The 20,632-nt window shown below is 43.7% G+C and carries 17 protein-coding genes; 7 read left to right on the forward strand and 10 right to left on the reverse strand.

Translation table 11 applies throughout. The features are described 5' to 3' along the window. Positions 1-50 precede the first annotated feature (50 nt). On the forward strand, positions 51-2,318 hold the full coding sequence (locus tag GQF63_RS02255; protein WP_160367458.1) for an inorganic phosphate transporter: 2,268 nt from the start codon (positions 51-53) through the stop codon (positions 2,316-2,318). A 52-nt stretch (positions 2,319-2,370) separates the two neighbouring features. On the opposite strand, the gene mtaB is transcribed toward GQF63_RS02255, so the two are convergent. Beyond that, positions 2,371-3,690, reverse strand: a complete 1,320-nt coding sequence (mtaB, locus tag GQF63_RS02260) for a tRNA (N(6)-L-threonylcarbamoyladenosine(37)-C(2))-methylthiotransferase MtaB (RefSeq protein WP_160367459.1) — start codon at positions 3,688-3,690, stop codon at positions 2,371-2,373. Positions 3,691-3,804: 114 nt separating this feature from the next. Here mtaB and GQF63_RS02265 point away from each other — a divergent pair, with 114 nt between their 5' ends. The 3 genes from GQF63_RS02265 to GQF63_RS02275 are packed head-to-tail and all read left to right on the forward strand — an operon-like array spanning position 3,805 to position 6,937. Beyond that, positions 3,805-4,626 (forward strand): thymidylate synthase, encoded by an 822-nt coding sequence (locus GQF63_RS02265; protein ID WP_160367460.1) that lies wholly within the window; start codon positions 3,805-3,807, stop codon positions 4,624-4,626. A 15-nt stretch (positions 4,627-4,641) separates the two neighbouring features. After that, positions 4,642-5,142 (forward strand): dihydrofolate reductase, encoded by a 501-nt coding sequence (locus GQF63_RS02270; RefSeq protein WP_160367461.1) that lies wholly within the window; start codon positions 4,642-4,644, stop codon positions 5,140-5,142. 49 nt (positions 5,143-5,191) lie between these two features. After that, positions 5,192-6,937 carry a M61 family metallopeptidase gene (locus GQF63_RS02275; RefSeq protein WP_160367462.1) on the forward strand — a complete coding sequence of 582 codons (1,746 nt, stop codon included), beginning with the start codon at positions 5,192-5,194 and terminating at the stop codon, positions 6,935-6,937. Between the two features lie 53 nt (positions 6,938-6,990). On the opposite strand, the gene GQF63_RS02280 is transcribed toward GQF63_RS02275, so the two are convergent. Continuing rightward, a complete protein-coding gene (locus GQF63_RS02280; RefSeq protein ID WP_160367463.1) occupies positions 6,991-7,224 on the reverse strand; it encodes a type II toxin-antitoxin system ParD family antitoxin in 234 nt (77 codons plus the stop codon). A gap of 179 nt (positions 7,225-7,403) precedes the next feature. Further along, a complete protein-coding gene (locus GQF63_RS02285; RefSeq protein WP_160367464.1) occupies positions 7,404-7,910 on the reverse strand; it encodes an outer membrane beta-barrel protein in 507 nt (168 codons plus the stop codon). Between the two features lie 977 nt (positions 7,911-8,887). On the opposite strand from GQF63_RS02285, the gene GQF63_RS02290 reads away from it, so the two are divergent. Genes GQF63_RS02290 through GQF63_RS02300 form a run of 3 tightly spaced genes read left to right on the forward strand, consistent with a single transcriptional unit; the run spans position 8,888 to position 12,470 of the window. Then, positions 8,888-10,648, forward strand: coding sequence for an AMP-dependent synthetase/ligase (locus GQF63_RS02290; protein WP_160367465.1), 1,761 nt, complete (start codon positions 8,888-8,890; stop codon positions 10,646-10,648). 8 nt (positions 10,649-10,656) lie between these two features. Then, on the forward strand, positions 10,657-11,640 hold the full coding sequence (locus tag GQF63_RS02295; protein WP_160367466.1) for a YihY/virulence factor BrkB family protein: 984 nt from the start codon (positions 10,657-10,659) through the stop codon (positions 11,638-11,640). After that, complete coding sequence (locus tag GQF63_RS02300; protein WP_212592432.1) at positions 11,640-12,470, forward strand: DMT family transporter; 831 nt, start codon at positions 11,640-11,642, stop codon at positions 12,468-12,470. The genes GQF63_RS02295 and GQF63_RS02300 overlap by 1 nt, the downstream gene beginning before the upstream one ends. A gap of 63 nt (positions 12,471-12,533) precedes the next feature. Here the strand turns inward: GQF63_RS02300 and GQF63_RS02305 are convergent, their stop codons facing one another. The 7 genes from GQF63_RS02305 to GQF63_RS02335 all read right to left on the reverse strand — a co-directional run bounded on the left by GQF63_RS02305 (position 12,534) and on the right by GQF63_RS02335 (position 20,616). Then, positions 12,534-15,233 carry a carboxypeptidase regulatory-like domain-containing protein gene (locus tag GQF63_RS02305; RefSeq protein ID WP_246163227.1) on the reverse strand — a complete coding sequence of 900 codons (2,700 nt, stop codon included), beginning with the start codon at positions 15,231-15,233 and terminating at the stop codon, positions 12,534-12,536. A 93-nt stretch (positions 15,234-15,326) separates the two neighbouring features. Beyond that, the gene (gene cls, locus GQF63_RS02310; protein WP_160367468.1) at positions 15,327-16,799 is read right to left on the reverse strand and encodes a cardiolipin synthase; all 1,473 of its coding nucleotides are present in this window, start codon (positions 16,797-16,799) and stop codon (positions 15,327-15,329) included. Between the two features lie 163 nt (positions 16,800-16,962). After that, positions 16,963-17,655 carry a sulfite exporter TauE/SafE family protein gene (locus GQF63_RS02315; protein ID WP_160367469.1) on the reverse strand — a complete coding sequence of 231 codons (693 nt, stop codon included), beginning with the start codon at positions 17,653-17,655 and terminating at the stop codon, positions 16,963-16,965. A 2-nt stretch (positions 17,656-17,657) separates the two neighbouring features. Beyond that, positions 17,658-18,083 carry a FixH family protein gene (locus GQF63_RS02320; RefSeq protein ID WP_160367470.1) on the reverse strand — a complete coding sequence of 142 codons (426 nt, stop codon included), beginning with the start codon at positions 18,081-18,083 and terminating at the stop codon, positions 17,658-17,660. Positions 18,084-18,089: 6 nt separating this feature from the next. Next, complete coding sequence (gene ccoG / locus GQF63_RS02325) at positions 18,090-19,487, reverse strand: cytochrome c oxidase accessory protein CcoG (RefSeq protein WP_160367471.1); 1,398 nt, start codon at positions 19,485-19,487, stop codon at positions 18,090-18,092. 22 nt (positions 19,488-19,509) lie between these two features. After that, the gene (locus tag GQF63_RS02330) at positions 19,510-20,421 is read right to left on the reverse strand and encodes a cbb3-type cytochrome c oxidase N-terminal domain-containing protein (protein ID WP_246163229.1); all 912 of its coding nucleotides are present in this window, start codon (positions 20,419-20,421) and stop codon (positions 19,510-19,512) included. Between the two features lie 9 nt (positions 20,422-20,430). Continuing rightward, positions 20,431-20,616 (reverse strand): hypothetical protein, encoded by a 186-nt coding sequence (locus tag GQF63_RS02335; protein ID WP_160367473.1) that lies wholly within the window; start codon positions 20,614-20,616, stop codon positions 20,431-20,433. Between the last annotated feature and the right edge of the window lie 16 nt (positions 20,617-20,632).

The raw sequence follows: 20,632 nt of genomic DNA on the forward strand, positions 1-20,632 counted from the left end.
TATTTAGCTTAACATATAACTAAATCATATAGTCTCCTTAGGAACACACGATGGAAAACTATCTCTACCTTATCCTTATTACACTTGCTGTCTTGGCGATAATCGACCTGATGGTAGGCGTCAGTAATGACGCAGTCAACTTCTTAAACTCGGCCATTGGCTCCAAAGCCATCCCGTTTAAAACCATCATGATCATTGCCAGCTTGGGTATCCTCTTCGGATCGGTCTTTTCCAGTGGGATGATGGAAATTGCGCGAAGCGGAATCTACGTCCCCAGCAAATTCACCTTTGATGATGTCATGGCGATATTCCTCGCCGTCATGATCACCGATATCATCTTATTGGATATCTTCAACTACTTCGGTTTACCCACCTCGACCACGGTTTCCATTGTTTTCGAGCTCTTAGGAGCCGCTATTGCCCTGGCCGTCTTCAAAATCGCCATGAGCGATGCCAGCTGGTCTACCCTATCGTCTTACATCAATACAGAGAAAGCCTCTGAAATTGTCTATAGTATCTTATTATCCGTCGTCATCTCCTTCACGATCGGGATGATTGTACAATACATCTCCCGGGTATTATTCACCTTCCAATTCGAGAAGAAGCTGAAAACGGTGGGTGTCTTTTTTGGCGGTATCGCCATGGCCTCCATCTCCTATTTCATCCTGATTAAAGGGATGAAAGGCGTATCCTTTATCGGCAGCGATTTCAAAGATTGGATCAATACCCACGAGCTACTCTTACTAGCTGGAAGCTTTGTGGTTTGCACCATCATCAGTTTTATCATTAGCCAATTAGGCATCAACATCCTGAAGGTGATTATCGGGATTGGTACCTTTGCTTTGGCTCTTTCCTTCGCCGGTAACGACTTAGTGAACTTTATTGGGGTTCCAGTAGCCGCCATACAATCTATTGATATCTTTAAAAGTGTGCCGGGAGCAGATCCTGACGTCTTCACCATGGATGCCCTAGCCTCCAGTGAAATCGTTGCGCCTTTATGGATTTTATTATGCGCCGGTATTATTATGGTGATTACCTTATGGACTTCTAAAAAAGCCAAAACCGTTATTGAAACGGAAATGAGCCTTTCCAGCCAGGGTGATGGCAATGAGAAATTCAAATCCAATTACCTATCCCGTAATATCGTTCGCGGTTTTATCCGTTTAGGTTCCGGATTGACCTATTTAATGCCGAAAACCCTACAGGCCAGCCTGGATAAGAAATTTGAAAACCCAATGTTGGGCAGCGCCCAGCCTAAAAACAATAAGAAAGACGAGCCTATGTTCGATATGATTCGGGCATCGGTGAACCTGATGGTGGCCAGTAGCTTAATCGCTTTGGGTACCTCCATGAAACTTCCGCTTTCCACCACCTATGTAACCTTTATGGTGGCCATGGGTTCGGCCTTTGCCGACCGTGCTTGGGGGCGTGAGAGTGCCGTTTATCGTGTCTCTGGCGTGTTCCACGTGATTGGTGGCTGGTTTGTAACGGCCGGATGTGCCTTTGCGGGTGCCTTCGTCTTCGCCTTCTTCTTAAAGATCGGTGGCATTGTCACTTTTGTAATCGCCCTGGTGGTGCTTGCGCTCTTGTTATACCGCAACGCGAAAAGCCACGACAAAAAAATCAAGGCCAAAGCATTGCAAGAGCTGAATCTGGAAAAGGCCGATATAATGTCCCTACAACAGGTAATCGAAACCAGTGCGAATCAAATCAGCGAGACCTTCTCGAAGACCAATATCTTCTATAAGGATGCCATTGACTCCTTGATCAAGGAAGATCTCGAAGCCTTAACGATGAATAAAAAACTCGTTAAGAAGCTGATGAACGACCTCAATTCCACCAACAACTCGATGTACAATTTCATCCGTAGCTTAGACGACAGCTCGGTGAAAAGTAGCCGCTATTACATCATATCCCTGGGCTACTTGCAAGATATGGCAGAAAACGTGGCTGTTATCAATGCCAATGCCCTCAACCACGTAGACAACAACCATAAGCACCTGCGCATTAGCCAGGCGAAAGACCTTAAATATGTGGTCGAGCAAATTGGCGTGTGGTTTTCTAAAATCAATATGGCCTATAAGCGTCAGGATTTCGCTAAAATAGATAGCATTATCCATGAGCGTGAAGGTATTCAAGATTACATCAACAACCTTTTGGACAAGCAGATCGACCGGATCCGCACCTCGGAAAACAGTCCGAAAAACAGCCGACTGTATTTCTCCATCCTCTTAGAAACAAACGAGCTCTTAAGCTCCACGTTCAAACTTCTCCGTTTGCACAAAGAGTTTGAAAGCTTCCGTCGAAGAAATCAATAAAAGCAAAAGGGCCGCTCAAATGAACGGCCCTTTTTATTTCTACTATCTTTCCTTAATGAACCAAGAGTTCCGGAATTTCTTCGATATCCACTTCGCCGCTTTCGGAAATGGCGATAAACTTCACCGGTACCAATTCATTCACCAATAACGGATCGTATGGCGTACGCACCTTCACGTAATTCTTAGAGAAGCCATGCATAAAACCATCTTTCTCGTCGCTTTCAAATAGCACGATATCGGTTTCGCCTAGCTGCCCTTCATAGAAAGCGCGGCGTTTCTTTTCCGAGAGGATGTGCAACATCTTACTGCGGTCGCTACGTTGCGCTCCGGGAACAGCACCTTCCATCTGTGCGGCAATGGTATTCTCACGCTCCGAATAGGTAAATACGTGTAGGTATGAAATATCCATATCGTTCAGGAAGTTATAGGTATCGATGAAATCTTCTCTACTTTCTCCCGGGAACCCGACAATCACATCTACCCCGATGCAGCAATTCGGCATCAAGGATTTTATTTTTGCTACGCGCTCGGCGTATAATTCTCTTTTATAGCGGCGGCGCATTTTTGCCAATACCGCATTATTTCCCGACTGCAGAGGCATATGGAAATGCGGCACAAAGCGTTTGGATTGCGCCACAAATTCAATCACTTCATTGGTCAATAAATTCGGTTCAATGGAGGAAATCCGAATCCTGTCGATCCCTTCCACCTCATCCAGTGCTTTTACCAAATCCACAAAACGATCCTGCCGTTTCCCATCACGCACACCAAAATCACCGATATTCACGCCGGTCAATACAATTTCCTTTACGCCGGAAGCGGCAATTTCTTCAGCCTGCTTCACAATGGCGCCAATTTCCCCGGAACGAGAAGCACCGCGCGCTAAAGGAATCGTACAGAAGGTACAGGAATAGTCACAACCATCTTGCACTTTTAAGAAGGTACGCGTCCGATCTCCGATGGAAAAGGCCGACACAAACTGATTCGTTTCATCAATTGGCGCATTGCGCACAATAGCCTTTTCATTCTTGGTCAAATCCTGAATATGCTCCAGCATATTAAACTTCTCGGCAGCCCCCAGCACTAAATCTACGCCCGGAATTTCCGCAATCTCCTTCGGTTTCAACTGCGCATAACAGCCCACAATAGTAATGTAAGCGTTCGGCGAATACTTCAAAGCCTCTTTCACCACCTTCCTACATTTACGATCAGCATGATCTGTTACAGAACAAGTGTTAATCACATACACGTCGGCCTGACTGTTAAATGCGGTCGTTTCGTAGCCTGCATCTTTAAAGATACGGCCAATGGAGGAGGTTTCTGAAAAATTCAGCTTACAACCCAAGGTATAGAATGCAACTTTTTTTCCCATGATATTTTGCAAAAATACATAAAAAGACGCAAAATGTGAGTTGTTGAAAAAATGTGATATTCCAGTGATTTAAAAAAAGGTATCTTCGTAGCTAACATTTAAAGGAACAAGCTTATGAAACAATATTTGGATTTATTAGCCCATGTAAAAGATACCGGTGTGGAAAAGACAGATCGTACAGGAACCGGGACGAAGAGTGTTTTTGGCTACCAAATGCGTTTCAACCTCAAAGAAGGCTTCCCTTTAGTGACGACCAAAAAACTGCACCTACGCTCTATTATTCACGAATTAATCTGGTTTCTGAAAGGGGACACCAACATTCAGTACCTGAAGGAAAATGGCGTCAGCATTTGGGACGAATGGGCCGATGAAAACGGCAATTTAGGCCCTGTCTATGGGTCGCAATGGCGCTCCTGGCCAACGCCAGCAGGTGGTCATATCGACCAGATCAGCCAGGTGATTAAGCAATTGAAACAAAGCCCCGATTCCCGCCGCATTATTGTATCGGCTTGGAATGTCGCTGAAATCGAAAACATGGCACTGCCGCCATGCCACGCCTTCTTCCAGTTTTATGTGGCACCTGCCCAACCGGAGAAAGGCCTCTTAAAACCGCAGCTTTCCTGCCAATTGTATCAACGTAGTGCCGATATCTTTTTAGGGGTACCTTTCAATATTGCCTCCTACGCCCTACTAACCATGATGGTGGCGCAGGTATGTGATATGGAAGCCGCAGAATTTATCCACACCTTAGGTGATGCGCATATCTACAGCAACCATTTTGAACAAACGGAACTGCAATTATCGCGTGATCCGAAGCCATTGCCACAATTAAAAATCAACCCGGAAGTAAGTGATATCTTCGATTTTAAATTCGAAGATTTTGAATTAGTTAATTACGAACATCACCCACATATCAAAGCTCCCGTAGCTGTATAATTACCAAGCATATCCATGAGTTCACCTAGCATCACGTTAATTGTTGCCGCGGCAGAAAACAATGCCATCGGCAAAGACAATAAAATGCTTTGGCATTTACCTAACGATTTCAAGTATTTTAAAAACAGTACCATGGATCATTCCATCGTAATGGGCCGAAAAACCTTTGAATCTATCGGGAAAGCCTTGCCTGGCCGCCGCAATATTGTGATCACAAGGCAATTAGATTTCCAGGCCGAGGATGTGGATGTAGCCAACAGCTTGCAAGAGGTGTTGACCTACTGCCGCGATGAGCGGGAGATCTTTATTATTGGCGGCGCACAAATCTATAAGCAATCCCTTCCCCTAGCCCAAAAGGTGCTATTGACCCGCGTGCATACCAGTATTGCAGCGGCGGATGCTTATTTCCCGGAATTGCCGGCAGATAGCTGGGAATTGCTCAGCGCAGAAGCGCATCATAAAGATGAAAAACACGCCTACGATTACACATTTGAAGTTTACAAAAGAATAAAATAATTAAGAAGGGAGGCCTACAAGGCTTCCCTTTTCCATTAAATCAAACAGTATGAAAAGCAGTATCCTTTTTCACGTATCCTTTGTAGAACCACAGGCCCATTATGTTGAAATGCAGATGGAAGTTCAAGGTTTTGATCAAGACTTTGTCGATCTCAAGATGCCGGTATGGACCCCTGGCTCCTACCTGATTCGAGAGTTTGCCAAGAACGTTGAAAAAGTAACTGCCCAACAAGCCGATGGTCAAACCTTAACGATTTATAAAATCAACAAAAATACCTGGCGTGTCGAGCAACCCGGCTCCCATTTCCTGGTGAATTATCGGGTATACAGCTTTGAGAAATCGGTGCGCACTAATTTTGTGGATGCCGACCATGCTTTCTTAAGTCCGGCAGGCACCTTCTTCTATATTGCAGGTCAGTTAGATCATGAGGTGCATGTTCATATCAACCTACCAACTTATTGGGCGAAAATCTCCACTGGTCTGGCACCGGTGGAAGGCCAAGCACATCGCTATTATGCGCCTGACTTTGATATCCTCTTCGATTCGCCTTTTGAAATCGGCAATCAGGATACCTGGACGTTTGAAGCTGAGGGTATTCCCCACGAGATGGCCATGGTGGGCACGGGAAGCTATAACAAGGAACAATTAAGTCAAGACATCAGCAAGATTGTAGCCGAGGAAACCCGCATTTGGGGATCCAATCCAAACGATCGATACGTTATTATTACCCATAATTACCAAAGCGCCCATGGCGGTTTAGAGCACTTGAACTCCACCGTCCTGGCCTCCGCCCGCAATGCCTACAGCAATAGCATTGGCTATGCGAATTACCTAAGCCTGGTGGCGCATGAGTACTTCCATTTATGGAACGTGAAACGCTTACGTCCGCAAGGATTAGGGCCTTTTGATTACGAAACCGAGAACTATACGCCCCTATTGTGGATATTTGAAGGCTTTACGGCCTATTACGATAATTTAATTACCCTACGCTGTGGATTCCGTAGCGAACAGGATTACCTGCAAGCCTTGGTCAGCGAATTCAACCTGGTTTTAAACCGGGCAGGGCATCAGGTGCAATCCGTAGGGCTCTCCAGTTTTGATACCTGGATTAAGCAGTATCGCCCGGATGAGAACTCGCCAAATTCCAGCATTTCCTACTATAACAAAGGGGCTATGCTGGCCTGTATGATCGATATCAGCATCATTGTGCAAAGCCAAGGTAGCTATTGCTTAGATGATGTGCTGCGTGCGGCCTACAATCAGTTCTACCTCATCGAGAACCGCGGCATCAATGAGCAGGAATTCCAAGCCCTAGCCGAGGAAGTAACCCAAACCAATCTGAAGGCAATCTTTGAGGCAGTATATACCTGCGAAGAACTAGATTACAATGCGTATTTCAATTTGGTAGGCTATCAGTTTATCGATCAGAATGCGCAAAGCCAAACCCCAAGTTTAGGCATCAAGGTGACCCACCACGATGGTCGCACCATCATCAAAAACATCGACCGCAATTCCGCAGCTTGGATAGATGGATTAAATGTAGACGATGAGATTGTTGCTGTGAATGGCAGTCGCTTAGATCCGCAAGGACGAGAACTTGATTTGGCCATTAGCGCCTCTCTAATTGGCGATGGATTAACGCTATTGGTGTCGAGAGAAGGCCTGATGCGGGAATTGACCGTAACCCTACGCGCAAGTGATAAAGTATCTTATGCTATTGAACGCTTAGCGAATGCTAGCGAGGAACAACGCCGATTAGGCAATCGCTGGTTGAGCTTAAAGGAAGGGAATTAAGGAAGAATTATTTTTTTAGGTGCTGCGGCAAATCCATCTCAGCGCCTAAAAAATTATAACGTCTTTAATAAAGCCAAGTAAGAATCAGCGTCAAAATCTTTTGCGATTCCCGATTCTTCTCCTTCTCGAATTGCATTTCTTAATGCATTGATTTTATCTTCTTCTTTTTCTATCAGGCGTAGACCAGCACTAATTATTTCCTCTGTATCTTTATAAGATCCATCTGCTATTTTTCTTTCCATAAAATCAATAAAATAAGGATCTATTTGAATGGATATCTTTGGCATACTACAACATTTTGAAGCTAATTTAATTATTCTCTAAACGCCTTTTTTCAGAAAAACTAAAAAATAACAAGCAATACTTGTTATTGACGTAAAAGCACGTACCCCACTAGTCCATAAAAAAAGGGATAGCTGCCAAGGCAGCTATCCCTTTTTATTTTTCTATTCGTTTCCTGTACTACTTAAAACGTATAGCGAACGGAAAACCCGAACGTATCGAAAATTTTAAATCCAGAACTTTGCAAGAAATCAAAGTATGGTTTAATGTCTAATGATAAGGCAATTGGCGCCGAAGGGATTTTATATTCCACCCCAGCAATACCATCCACACTTAAGGCAAGCTCAGAATACTTATCAAAACGGTTTCCTTTATCATCGGTATAGGCTTTTCCAGAATAGGAACCCACACTACCCCCGAAACCCCAAAACCAAGAGAAGTCATTTGCAATCGGCATATGGTATTCATATAAACCCACTAAACGAAATCTGCTGTATTTGGAATTGCTTTGTACGCTTAAAATACCTTCTACGGCATTCGTTTGGTTTAGGCTATAGCGGTAAGTAACCCCTGTTGCCGACCCGAAACGAGCACCAATAGCATGTGTAGTTGGCAATTGCGCTTCTGCCGTGTGAATACCGGCAAATAAGCATAATAAAAGAACGCATGTAAATTGTATTGTTTTCTTCATAAAATGTAAAATATCAAATCCTTCAAATGTAACATTAATTTTTAAACGGTAAAAACTTCATTTAGGTATATAAGATAAAGAATTCCTTTAAAGAATAGCGCTAAGTGCTTGGAAAATAGACCCAAAACAACTGGCTTGGATTTGGGCATACCCTGCTTTGAAGCAGGACATATTTAACCTTATTTAAGAACCTTTTTATTCACTTTTCAACAGCCTTTGCAAAGGGGCATGAAAGGGGAGTGAAAGGGGAGTGAAAGGGAGGAGAAAGGGGGGAGAGTGAGGGGGGGACAGAGCTTGTCGTGCTGTCATCCTGAGCGAAGTCGAAGGACGAACGACTGGTACGTCAGTGCAATCAACAATGAAATACTTTTAAAACATGTTGTTAATAGGTGTATTAGGCATGTTTGATTGCACTGACGCACCAGTCGTTCGACTCCGCTACCAATGACATGTTGTTGTAACTAACTGTTAACAAGTGTGATAGATGTTGCTGATTGCATTGACGCACCAATGGTTCGACTCCGCTCACCATGACAACCCTGGCCACAACGCGACACAAAGCGTGCCGCAGTTTAGCAGCATAGCGTGCCGTAGTTTGTAAGCAATGCTACTTCATGTCATCACCTTCCAATAAATTTTGCAAACATTTTACCCCCTCACGATGACAGATCGATGACAAAATGATGACAATTGATAACAACCTACTGCCCCCCACTTACTATTTTTCACCCCACCCTTCCCCATTAAAATTTAAAATCTCTTCCAGTTTTCCAATAATTATGCTATATTATCTTTAGCAATGAACAAAGCATCCTGCTGAATTTGCGGTTATTGTATCTTCTTGACTTTAAGTAAGATGCCATAAAAATTACAACAAATATTATTCTGCACGCATAGTTTTTAGCTAAAAATTGATAACTTAGGTATAACCTAAATTATTGAACTTAGTAAACTGTTATTTAAAGGGGAGAAACAAAATGAAAAACTTCACTAGATTATTTGATATTCTATTAAATTATAAGGAACAACACGCCAAGGACATCATGGTTGCCGGGCGTAAAGGCGATTCCTGGAAGACTTACTCGACCGATGAGTTTTTGGACTCGGTGAACAACCTGAGCAAGGGTTTGTTGGCCAAGGGACTGAAAAAAGGAGATCGTGTTGCAATTATGTCGGGGAACCGGCCGGAATGGAATATAACCGATTTTGCCTGTAATCAATTGGGCATTGCCACCGTACCTTTATACCCTACCCTTTCGAATCAAGATTTGATTTACATCATGAACGATGCGGATGTGAAGATGCTGTTTGTGAGCAATGAGGAGTTGGCGAAAAAGGCAGATCATGCCATGGAAGAGAACGACCTGAAGGTAGCAAGTTATACCTTCGACGACCTTAACGGGCGTACCTCCTACAAAGAATTAATAGACCTTGGTCAAGGCCAAGAAGTTGACTTAACCCCTTACCGGGATGCAGTACAATCGGAGGATTTATTGACCTTAATCTATACTTCCGGAACCACAGGCAAGCCGAAAGGCGTATATCTATCGCACCTGAACATCATCAGCAATGTGGAAGCCTGTAAGCACCTGCTTACTTCTGAATATAAAAAGGCCTTAAGCTTTTTGCCGCTATGCCATATCTTCGAACGCATGGTGGTGTATATGTACTTCGCGTGTGGGGTGCAAATCTACTATGCCGAGAACTTAGATAATATTGTGGTAGACATCAATGAGGTGAAGCCCGACTTATTCACCACTGTTCCACGTGTATTGGAGAAGGTGTATGACAAGGTGGTGGCCAAAGGCAAGGACCTGACTGGCATTAAAAAATCCCTATTCTTCTGGGCGTTGGATCTGGGTTTAAAATACCAGGAGCCGAAGAAAAACTCAGCGTTCTACAATTTCAAATTGGGCATTGCCCGCAAGCTTATCTTCTCGAAATGGCAGGAAGCTTTGGGTGGTAATATTAAGATTATTATTTCCGGTGGTGCTGCGCTGCAAGAGCGCTTGGCACGTGTATTCTGGGCAGCAGGCATCAAAGTATTGGAAGGCTATGGCTTAACAGAAACCTCGCCAGTGATCGCTGTAAACTCCTGGAAGGAAGAAGATGTGAAATTTGGCACCGTGGGTCGTGTGCTGAAGAACCTGGACGTTAAGATTGCCAAAGATGGCGAGATTATGGTGAAAGGCCCTAGCGTAACTAGCGGCTATTATAAAAACGACGAAGCTACCAAGGAGGCTTTCGATGCTGAAGGCTACTTGCATACGGGAGATATTGGTGAATTGACACCGGATGGCTTCCTTCGCATTACCGACCGTAAGAAAGAAATGTTTAAAACCGCAGGCGGTAAATATGTGGCGCCACAGGTTTTGGAAAACAAATTGATGGAATCGACGTTAATAGCGCAGGTGATGGTGATTGGTGAAAACCAACGCTTCCCGGCAGCGATTATTGTGCCGGCATTTGAAGAGCTGGAGAAGTATGCGAATTATAAAGGAATTCCATACAGTTCCAAAGAACAGGCGATTCAGGAGAAAGAGATTTTAGCGAAATATGAGCAAATAATATCGCAAGCAATGGCTAACTTTGGACATTGGGAGCAAGTGAAGAAATTTAAACTCCTGGCCAAGGAATGGACCATTGATAACGGCGAACTGACACCTAAGCTCAGTTTAAAACGTAAAGTCATCCTCCAGAAAAACGAAGAATTGATAAAAGAAATATATTCAGAATAAATACGTCTATGATAAACACTGTTTGGACCAAACTAAAGGACTTTTGGGGATTATTAGTTAATGCAGCAAATGGTTTTATCGAAGATAATTGCATGAAGCTTAGTGCTTCCTTGGCGTATTATACCGTATTTTCCATAGGTCCATTGTTATTGATATTAACATGGACCTTAGGTTTTTTTTACGGCAACCACTTAGATGGTTCAGAGGGTGCCCGTGAGCAGGTGATGGATGAGCTGAGCCAAATCTTGGGTCGGGATCTGGCCGCCACACTCGAGTCTACCGTTCAAAAGCTATCCCTAGATAGTAAATCTAACATCGGAATCATTATTGGTACGGCGACCTTAATTTTCACCTCTACAACTATTTTTGTGGATATTCAAAACTCCATCAATAGCATCTGGAAGGTGAAACCAAAACCTAAAAAAGGCTGGTTAAAAATCATCATCAACCGCCTAATTTCCTTTTCCATGATCTTAGGTTTGGTTTTTCTGTTGATGGCCTCCCTTATTATCAGTAGTTTGATTGGCATCATGACCGATTATTTCAACCAATTTATGGATAATTGGGATATCAGCTTGATCGATTGGGTAAACACCAGCATTACCTTTCTGGTGATCAGTACGCTATTTGGTATTATCTATGCCTTTCTTCCGGATGCCAAGGTCCGCTTTAAAGACATATTGGGCGGCGCCTTATTTACTGCCCTGTTATTTATGCTGGGCAAATATGGCATCTCGCTCTATTTGAGCCAGAACATGACGGCCTCTTCTTATGGCGCGGCAGGTTCTATTATCATCCTACTGGCTTGGGTTTATTATTCGGCTGCTATTCTGTATTTTGGTGCCGAGTTTACGAAGGAATATGCGGTTAAATATGGGAAAGGCATCCAGCCTTCTTCATATGCCGTATTGGTGAAACAGACGGAATTAGAAATCGATCCGGAAACAGGAATTCGTGAAGTCGTAAAAAAACACAATGAACCCGTGCAGTAGTGGAAGAAAAGGAAAGTATTAAATATATGCTTTTAGCAGGGCTATTTTTTGCCCTGATGAATGTATGTGTGAAATATGTGGCCCACCTCCCCACGGTAGAAGTCGTTTTCTTCCGCTCCGTTTTCAGCCTGGTTGCTTCCTATATTATCCTGAAGCGCGATCGTATTCCAGTATTTGGAAATAATAAACGTCTGCTTATTTTACGGGGAATCGCCGGTTGTATTGGCTTGGTGGGATCGTTTTACACCCTGCAACATATTCCGCTGGCTTCCGCTGTCACCATCAATTACCTCTCTCCTTTTTTCACGGCTTTGTTGGGTATTTTTATCGTCAAGCAGACTATTAAACCTATTCGATACCTGTACTTCGCCCTGGCCATTGCCGGCGTGATTATGCTGAAAGGTTTCGACCCTCGTATTTCAACCCTCGACTTGATAATTGGCTTAACAGCTGCCCTATTTGCCGGCCTGGCCTATAATATTATTGCCAAGCTTAAAACTTCAGAGCATCCCTTGGTGATTATCTTTTATTTCCCTTTAATCACCCTGCCCTTTGTTGGTGCCTACAGCATTATGCATTGGACAACGCCCCAAGGTTGGGACTGGTTGCTGTTATTGTTGATTGGTATCTTTACCCAAATAGCCCAGTATTATATGACGCTTTCTTACCAACGCGCTAATTTGGCAAAGGTGGCCAGTTTAAATTATTTGGGCGTAATCTATGCGCTGGTTTTTGGGTATTTCCTCTTTCAAGAAACCTTTAGTGAATACGCGCTGCTGGGGATTTTTATGATATTATTGGCGGTGATATTAAATATTAGAAATAAGTAAAGACAAAAAAAGAGGCTGCATCAACTAGTTGATACAACCTCTCTTCCTATTCCTGTCTTTGGCTTACTTCACCTGATAATAGAAGACCTGTCGGCCTACATTACCCTGTACATCGTTTCCTTCTACGACAACTTTATATTTTCCTTGGCCATCGGCATTATAGTATTCCAAGTCGATTTCGCCATTTTTATTTAGCTGAATATCCGGGTTCCAATAAATGGTTGTGCGGTAATCGTTAATATTTTTGCTATCCGGCGTCGCATATTTAGGTACGTAGAATTTCTTCTCTTTCACATAGCCCAACGGATAAAGGTCTACCACATTCGATTTCGGCAACATGGCTTCAATCTGTGCGGCTGTCATGCGTGGTTGTTTCTTCTCTTTCTTGGTGATAATGGATACCACCCCGTCGTTCTGATACACATTTCGCACGGTTCCTAAATCATCGCGCAAGAAAATCTCGATACCCTCAATCTCAGGCACGTTAATGGCGTTCAAGGCAGGTTCATCAATCGGCATCCCGTTCAAGAAAAACTGTACCGGTACGCGGCTACCCTGGTTATAGTTACGGGTGATGTAATACTTTTGGGTATTTACATCGTAGGTAATTCCGGTCAATAAGGTATTCAAGCACATGCTCAACACATTACAGCCCGCTAAACGGCTGCCTTCAATACGATGTTCCGGCATGGATAAGCCCGATAGTGCGGAGAAGTCTTTACTGGTTTGCTTCTTCTCTACCGTAGCGGTAACCACAACCTCATCGATCAATATAGAGGTACGGAATTCCTTCTTACTGTTATCTAGGTAGGCGGCCAACCCTTGGTCTATGTTCTGCACAGCCGATCCGAAGTAAGGACTGTTCTGGTCGATCTCCGGGTAGAAGGTTTGATCCATATTAATGACCAAGCTGCGGAAGTTATCATTTCCACGGGCATTGATGGTGGCCTTTAAGGAGTCAGTAAACACGAGGTTTTCGAATTTAAACACGCCGTTTTTATCGGTGTAAGTATCTTTTTTAATGGCAGCCCCGGGTATGGTGAGGAAGAGTCCGCCATTTGCTTGCGGTCGTCCTGTATTCTGGCGCAGTACCCCAGACAAGCTAATGCCTAATTCCGGCATAAAACGCAAGGCAGGCAATTTGCCTTGCACCAATTCTTTATAATCAAAACGACGGTATCCCTGGGTCATCATTAAGGCATCCAGCGCCTCCAGGCGGTTTTCATGTTTTGGGTTGAAATAGTAATTTGGTTTTTCAACATAGCCCTTAAGATCGGATGTTAACAGCATGCTGCTGACAATGGTTCTGTCGTTATCGTCGTTATAAGGCACCTTACTTTCATCGATTACGGCGACAGAAAGGTTAGAGATGGAGCTATCAATCGGGTTATTTACCTTCAGCTTCATTTTTACTAAGTCTTTACGGCTGTACGCATCCTTGTCTGTAGCGACCTGAATATCGATTAGTTTTTGCGGCTGTACAAAGACTAGGCGTTCAGATAAGGGTTGCCCATCAGGTGTCAATAAAGACAGCTGTACAATGCCGTTCGGCAATTCTTTTATTGGAATGCGGATAGAAACAGCAGCACTTTTCATAGACGCTTGTGCGGCATATATAAGGTGGCCGTTTAACTGACCGAATACATAAAAGGGTTTATTTTGTATTTTTTGGAAATAGCTATCGTTTGTCACGATGCCTAGGTTCATAAAATCGCCTTCTTGTTTTACATAGACAATATTCACCTTTTCATCGGCAACCGCTGGCAGGTCTACCGTTTGCTGTTGGCCATTTTCAAAGGTTACCTGTGCCTTGTAGGTTTCTCCGGCTACAGGCACCATGGAGAATGCACCCATGCCTAAGCCTAAATCTTCAAAGCTTGCTACTTCTTGTTTTTTACTATCGATTACTTTGCCTTTGACGCGCAGTCCGACTCCCGTGGAACTTACGGCTTTAAATGCTACTTTCTTCGCAATACCGGCGATGAGGTCTCCGCCTTCCGGGAAAAACTGCACATCGGTTTCCCAGATGGCATTCCGCAATGGATATTGCCCTACCAGGGTTTCGCCATCTTCCAGTTTCACGACTAACCTTCCGTTTTTGAATTTCTCCTTTTCCTTGGTCGACAGGTTCAGGGTAACTCGGCCTAAGGCATCGGTTTCTCCTTTTCCTTTATCGAAAGGATCCCAACCATCATTGGCCTCCCAGGATAATTTCTTGCGACTCAAGAGCTCGCCGTTCCGGTTTCTAAACTGCATAACGGCCTTTGTTTTATTGCCATCCGGCTCAAAGGTGATATCTGTACCAAGCTTCTTATTGATGGCATCGCCAATAGTGACTACCTTATTAAAGAAGTAGCCCATATCGAAGTTCATCATCCATTTGGTATAAGCACGGAACCGATAATTGTCTTGCGACCAAAACTGTGGATCTAATACCAACTGTCCTTTTCCGGCCCCTTGCGCTAAGGGAATCCGTAAGGTCTGCATCAGGGAGTCTTTACTGTTTAAGATTTCCACATAGGCCACCTTGGAAGGATCGTAATTAAAAAGGTTGGTATTGAGGTAGGTTTTGAACCATAGGGTGTCGCCTACGGCGTAATAAGGTTTATCGAAATGCAGGTGTATCTTTTCTACGGGATAGACGGTAAAGAACTTCTGTACATTTTCTACAGCCGTATTTACCGGTATGGCAGGTTTTTCTTGAGCATGAGCGATGGAAAATAGCGTAAAAAAGGTAATAATGGAGAAGAGTATGCGATTCATTATATTCATCGATGGATCAATTTATCAAAAAGATAAATATATCTAATTTTTGGGGAAGAAAGCGAAGAATGGGGAAATTTAACAGATATTTGGCTATAGCAATGGCGCCAACAAACGGCAAATAGAGTCCATGCCGCGCTTCCAGGGCTTCCTACTTTTCCAGTCTTTCAGGGTGATGATGCTGCATGCCGTTTTATCGATTTCAAACTGTTCTTCCATCTGTTTACAGAAGCTTTTGTTGGAAATAACAGCCGCCACTTCGTAATTGATATAAAAACTGCGGAAGTCCAGGTTCACCGTGCCTACATAGGCAATCTTGCCATCAATAACGGTGGTCTTGGCGTGTAGAAATCCTTTTTCATAGAAGTAAACATGTACGCCGCGCTCCAGAAGTGGTTTTAGGAAGGAGAAGGAGGCATGGTGCACAATCCAGGAATCGGAGGTTGCAGGAATCATGAGCTCCACCTTCACCCCTGCTGCTGCTGCCGTTTTCAGGGCAGTAGAAAGCTCTTCGGAGGGAATAAAATAAGGCGTACAGAGCTTAATGCTTTCATTGGCCTCGCCAATGCTAATGAGCAGGGCTTCCATATTGAAGGGGCCAATGGATCCGGGGTCGCTGGAAGCGAGGGCCACGGCACTCAGTTGTTCGGCCACAACAGGCATATCGCGCAGGTAGCCTTCTTCTAAATTAAAAGGTTCGCCATCGGTTTGGTTCCAGGAATTCCAGAAGCTAATCTGAAACATGGTTCCCGCATTGCCGACAATCTTTACGGAAGTATCTCGCCAGTAAAGGCCAAATCGATTTGGGTTGATATAGCGGTCGGAAATATTGATTCCCCCAACATAGGCGATATAGCCATCGATAACGGCTATTTTGCGGTGGTTCCGGTAATTGCTATTGGCTAGGGACGTAAATGTTACGGGCAGGAAGGCCTGAAACTCAATTTTCGTTTCCTTGCGCCGGCGGCGCATATGGCGCACCAGGCCGGGTGAACCAAAGCTATCGACAATCAATCGCACCTTTACTCCGGCATTGGCTTTGGCCTCCAAAATATCCAATACCTTGGTTCCGATTTCATCTACATCGAAAATATAGTATTCCATATGGATGGAATGGGTAGCCGCTGTTAAGGATTCGAGGAAATGCTGAAATTTCTCCTCGCCGTTCACCAAGAGGGTAACGTCGTTGTTTAGGGTTGGTGAGGATAATCGTTCGTTCTTTAAATAGGAAAACACCCGCGAGAAATCGCCAATCTTGCTCTGTATATTTTGGATAGACCAACGCATCAGGGGCTCCAGCCGCTGAAACTCCTTCTTCAGGCGTAGAGATTGTTCCTTATTGATGCGCTTGAGCTTCTTCACCTTGGAGAACTTCTGCCCGAAGAGGTAGTACAAAATAATACCAACAACAGGTAGAAAGACAATAACCATAACCCAAGACATGGTTTTGGTGGGATTGCGATTTTCAATTAAGATGGTGATGATAACAGCGATGTAGATGATACTGGAAGGAATCCATCCCCATTGTTCGAGAAATTGTATAACGGGTTGCAGGTATTCGTTCATAGTGTATGGTGCATCATCTAAAAAGTCTCCAATGCTTAATAACCCAAGAATGGATTAAATGTTTGGAAAGGATAAGGACAAGATAGAAAACAAAGTTGAATAGCCCAAATATTCGCTAGGGAATAGCTTTCACTAAGCCTTATGAGGGAGGGTTTTGCAGGACCTAGGCGCAGTTCATGGCGCCATCTATTTGCAATAGCGGACTTAAGTAAGGGATGTCTAAATTGGCACCGCGCAGAATAAACCATACGCCCATCAAAATAAATAACACGGGCAGCACGGTTGAAAATCCTTTTTTGAAGAGGCGACGTGGGAAGTTTGCTGCAAAGGAAAAGACCAACAGCAAAGGCAGAGTGCCTAAGCCGAATAGAACCATAAACAGGAAGCTATTTTGCAAGGAACTGGCATTAACCGCCGAGGCTAAGGCCATATAGACCATACCACATGGAAGGACACCGTTTAAAATACCAGCAATAAAACTACCGCCGGGGCGATAGAGCCATTTGCCCATAAACTTGGCAAAGGGTTGAATGGCTTTGGTTTGAAATGCCGCCAATTGGCTAGACTGCTTGCCAAACATGTAAAACAGGCCAATGACCAACAGGATAATGCCGGTAAAGAGGCTAAAGAACTGCTGCCAACCTTGAATGCTGGCGGCACTACCAATAAGCCCTAATACTAAACCCAACAGACCGTAGGTTAAGATTCGTCCCGATTGATAGAGCAGTTTATTCAGGGTGGTTTTCCAGCTGATGCTTTGTCCGCCCTGCACCGCAATTAATAAGGGGCCACACATTACCGCACAATGAATGCTGCCCAGCAGGCCCATAAAGAATGCTAAATAATGGTAAGTCATATTTATTGCCGATATACAGAATGATCGGAAAGATAGGAATTAGCACCGTTCTTCCAATCGATTTCTAAGTTCCAGTTTCCTTTTTTAAAGGTACTAATGGGTAAATTGAATTTCTCTGTCGCGGTACTGAAAGGAATAGAAATATCCAGGTTCCCCTCATCAGGACGTTTGAAGTTCAACTTGCCACTGTTGTTTTTCGTTGTAAATTGAATATACAAGGTGTCTTGATCTACGCGTACCTGCGGCTTGGCATGGTCGTGCAGCAAGCTTTCTTTCTTGTTATAGGTTTCATCGTAGTGCAAACTTTGCTCGTAATAATCGTCCTCTTCCAAGGTATCCTTATTCTTGCTGACCATGTAAATCGTCGACCCGATTATAAACAGCATAAATGCGGCTAAGCCAAATACAATTCTATATCCCCAGTTCATCGTTCCTTATTTTGCAGGTGGCGCAATAAAGGTAGTTTTCATGGTTTCAATGACTTCTCCTCCGGCCACAACATTCAATTTTAAGTTTGTTTTATATTCTTTGATATGTGCTTTATCTGCAATTAAGAACAAGCTTAATTTGGCACTTCCCTCACGCGCTAAATGGCTGATTGGGTTTACCACTTGAATCTTGATTGCCGGATCTTCACATTCCAACACGTAGTCAATATCTTTATTTGTTTTATTAATCAACTCTAAGGAATACAGGTTCGTGACGGTTCCATCATCCCGGAATTGGTAAGTACTACCCTTGGCCCGTAGCAAGCGTCCATCGACATCGGTACGGCTAAAGATCATCGCAACAAATATACTCATCAAAACGACAAGGATACCACTATATACGATAGCGCGGGTATTTCTTTTTTTGCCTTTTTGTATGGTCTCCTTTCCTTCGGCTTCTGCTAGGGTATAAAATCCGATAAGACGTTTCGGCTTATTGATTTTATCCATCACAGCATCGCAGGCATCGATACATGCCGTACAAGATACGCATTCTAACTGCGTTCCTTTACGAATATCAATACCGGTAGGACAAACATGTACACATAGATTACAGTCGATACAATCGCCTAGGGGTTCGGTGCTGTTTTTACGCAGCTTCCCACGAGGTTCCCCACGAGCGGCATGATAGGCAACTGTAACGGAGTTGTCGTCTAACAATACACCTTGTAAGCGTCCGTAAGGACAAATCCGGGTACAGACAATCTCACGTACATAGGCGAATACAAAGTAGAACACAAAGGTAAAAGCCCAGATGGAGATAAAACCGACGATGTGCTGATTGACAGGATCGGTCATAATCTTGAACAAGGCATCCACCCCGATAATGTAAGCCAGAAAGAGGTTGGAGATCATGAAGGAGACCAAAATAAACAAGGCATGCTTGAGCAGCTTTTTCCAGGCCTTGGCATCGGTATCTGGACCTTCGTTTAGTTTCTTTTGTTTGGTCCAATCGCCTTCGATCCAATATTCAATACGGCGGAAGATCAGCTCCATGAAGATGGTTTGCGGACAGGTCCATCCGCACCACACCCGACCATAGACGGCCGTAAATAAGACAATACAGACCATTATGATCAGCATACCGAATAAGAAGATATGCAGATCTTGTGGATAGAAGATATTGCCAAAGATGGAGAATTTACGCTCCACGATGTTGAACATCAAGAAGGGGTTGCCATCAATTTTAATAAATGGCCCGGTAAAAAGAAATAGCAGTAAAGAGTAGCCTACAACCTGTCGATAATTAAATAGCTTCCCTGCTGGTTTCTTTGCATATATCCATTTTCTTTTCGATTTATCTGGTTGTTTCTGTTGCCCGCTCCCCTTAACTGCTATTTCCATGATGTGATGTTTTTATAGATGTTTATTGTGCTGTTGCCGTGCTATCTGCAGGAGCTCCAGCTGCGCCGCCTTCCGATTCGTAAGCGGCTACTTCTATCCCTTCGGCAGCCTTCGGATTGGCTGGTTTTGTATCCCTTAGGGTAATGATGTAGTTACTTACTTCTGCAATTTGGGCAGGCGTTAATGTTTGTTCCCAAGGCACCATCCCTTTTTCTGGCACCCCGTATTTTACAGTTTTAAAGATGTCTTTAATCTCACCACCGTGAATCCAATGTCTATCGGTTAAGTTCGGACCGATGGTTCCTTCGCCGGTTTGGCCGTGACAGGCCGAACAGTTGGCCGTAAAGATGGCTTTACCATTGGTGGCTAGGGTTCCGGTTTCATCGATTTCTACGGTAGTTTCATCGAATAAGTTGGCAGATTTGGACAGGAATTCTTGTTTTTCGATTTCCGCCTGTGCCATCTCTCTATCGTACTCTTGGTCTTGGTTTAATCCGATACCAAATACATGGTAGATTAATAAATAGACCACAGCGAATACCACACTGGAGTAGAATAAGGCGTTGAACCATACCGGGATCGGGTTATTTAACTCAGCGATACCATCGTATTCGTGGTCCTCGATCATCATATCCTTCTCCTGTTCGATAGGTTTCAAGCCCATGATGTAATTCCAGGCTCTTTTCCAGGAGCCCTGACGGTGTTGCTTCCGCTCGGCTGCTAGGCGCTGTTCTTCCTTCATCACCTCCGGCATGGTCACATTTAGCATGGTACGCAAAGCCTTGTTGATGGTAATGGCTGCGAACAACACAGCAACCAGTACTAGAAATACGATGATATAGAAAATATCGTTGTATAAATTTCCCGTCCCCAATGTTTGTTGTGTTACTGTAGCAGTTGCTTCAGCAGTATCTAATAATAGCATAGAGTTCATAATATTTATCTATTCGGGTAATTTATCTAATTCTTTTTTGGAGTCTTCCAAGGGTAAGCTTTTCATGTAATCCACGAAGTTCTTTTTCATCATGAACAGCATGATACCCACCAGGATAAAGAATCCGAGGAAGAAACATAGGGAGATAATCAAGTAGATTTCATCACCATGTAAGTTTGTTATTTGCTTAAACATAATCTTGTTGTTTTTT

Source organism: Sphingobacterium humi (assembly GCF_009768885.1).
Classification (GTDB): Bacteria; Bacteroidota; Bacteroidia; order Sphingobacteriales; family Sphingobacteriaceae; genus Sphingobacterium; species Sphingobacterium humi.

What these genes read in the sequence shown, in the direction of transcription:
- GQF63_RS02280 (WP_160367463.1), bottom strand. Translation starts at nt 7,224, where the DNA reads ATGCCAAAGATATCCATTCAAATAGATCCTTATTTTATTGATTTTATG.
- GQF63_RS02275 (WP_160367462.1), top strand. Translation starts at nt 5,192, where the DNA reads ATGAAAAGCAGTATCCTTTTTCACGTATCCTTTGTAGAACCACAGGCC.
- GQF63_RS02290 (WP_160367465.1), top strand. Translation starts at nt 8,888, where the DNA reads ATGAAAAACTTCACTAGATTATTTGATATTCTATTAAATTATAAGGAA.
- GQF63_RS02305 (WP_246163227.1), bottom strand. Translation starts at nt 15,233, where the DNA reads ATGAATCGCATACTCTTCTCCATTATTACCTTTTTTACGCTATTTTCC.
- GQF63_RS02285 (WP_160367464.1), bottom strand. Translation starts at nt 7,910, where the DNA reads ATGAAGAAAACAATACAATTTACATGCGTTCTTTTATTATGCTTATTT.
- GQF63_RS02320 (WP_160367470.1), bottom strand. Translation starts at nt 18,083, where the DNA reads ATGAACTGGGGATATAGAATTGTATTTGGCTTAGCCGCATTTATGCTG.
- cls (WP_160367468.1), bottom strand. Translation starts at nt 16,799, where the DNA reads ATGAACGAATACCTGCAACCCGTTATACAATTTCTCGAACAATGGGGA.
- GQF63_RS02330 (WP_246163229.1), bottom strand. Translation starts at nt 20,421, where the DNA reads ATGAACTCTATGCTATTATTAGATACTGCTGAAGCAACTGCTACAGTA.
- GQF63_RS02335 (WP_160367473.1), bottom strand. Translation starts at nt 20,616, where the DNA reads ATGTTTAAGCAAATAACAAACTTACATGGTGATGAAATCTACTTGATT.
- GQF63_RS02270 (WP_160367461.1), top strand. Translation starts at nt 4,642, where the DNA reads ATGAGTTCACCTAGCATCACGTTAATTGTTGCCGCGGCAGAAAACAAT.
- GQF63_RS02315 (WP_160367469.1), bottom strand. Translation starts at nt 17,655, where the DNA reads ATGACTTACCATTATTTAGCATTCTTTATGGGCCTGCTGGGCAGCATT.
- ccoG (WP_160367471.1), bottom strand. Translation starts at nt 19,487, where the DNA reads ATGGAAATAGCAGTTAAGGGGAGCGGGCAACAGAAACAACCAGATAAA.
- GQF63_RS02255 (WP_160367458.1), top strand. Translation starts at nt 51, where the DNA reads ATGGAAAACTATCTCTACCTTATCCTTATTACACTTGCTGTCTTGGCG.
- GQF63_RS02295 (WP_160367466.1), top strand. Translation starts at nt 10,657, where the DNA reads ATGATAAACACTGTTTGGACCAAACTAAAGGACTTTTGGGGATTATTA.
- mtaB (WP_160367459.1), bottom strand. Translation starts at nt 3,690, where the DNA reads ATGGGAAAAAAAGTTGCATTCTATACCTTGGGTTGTAAGCTGAATTTT.
- GQF63_RS02265 (WP_160367460.1), top strand. Translation starts at nt 3,805, where the DNA reads ATGAAACAATATTTGGATTTATTAGCCCATGTAAAAGATACCGGTGTG.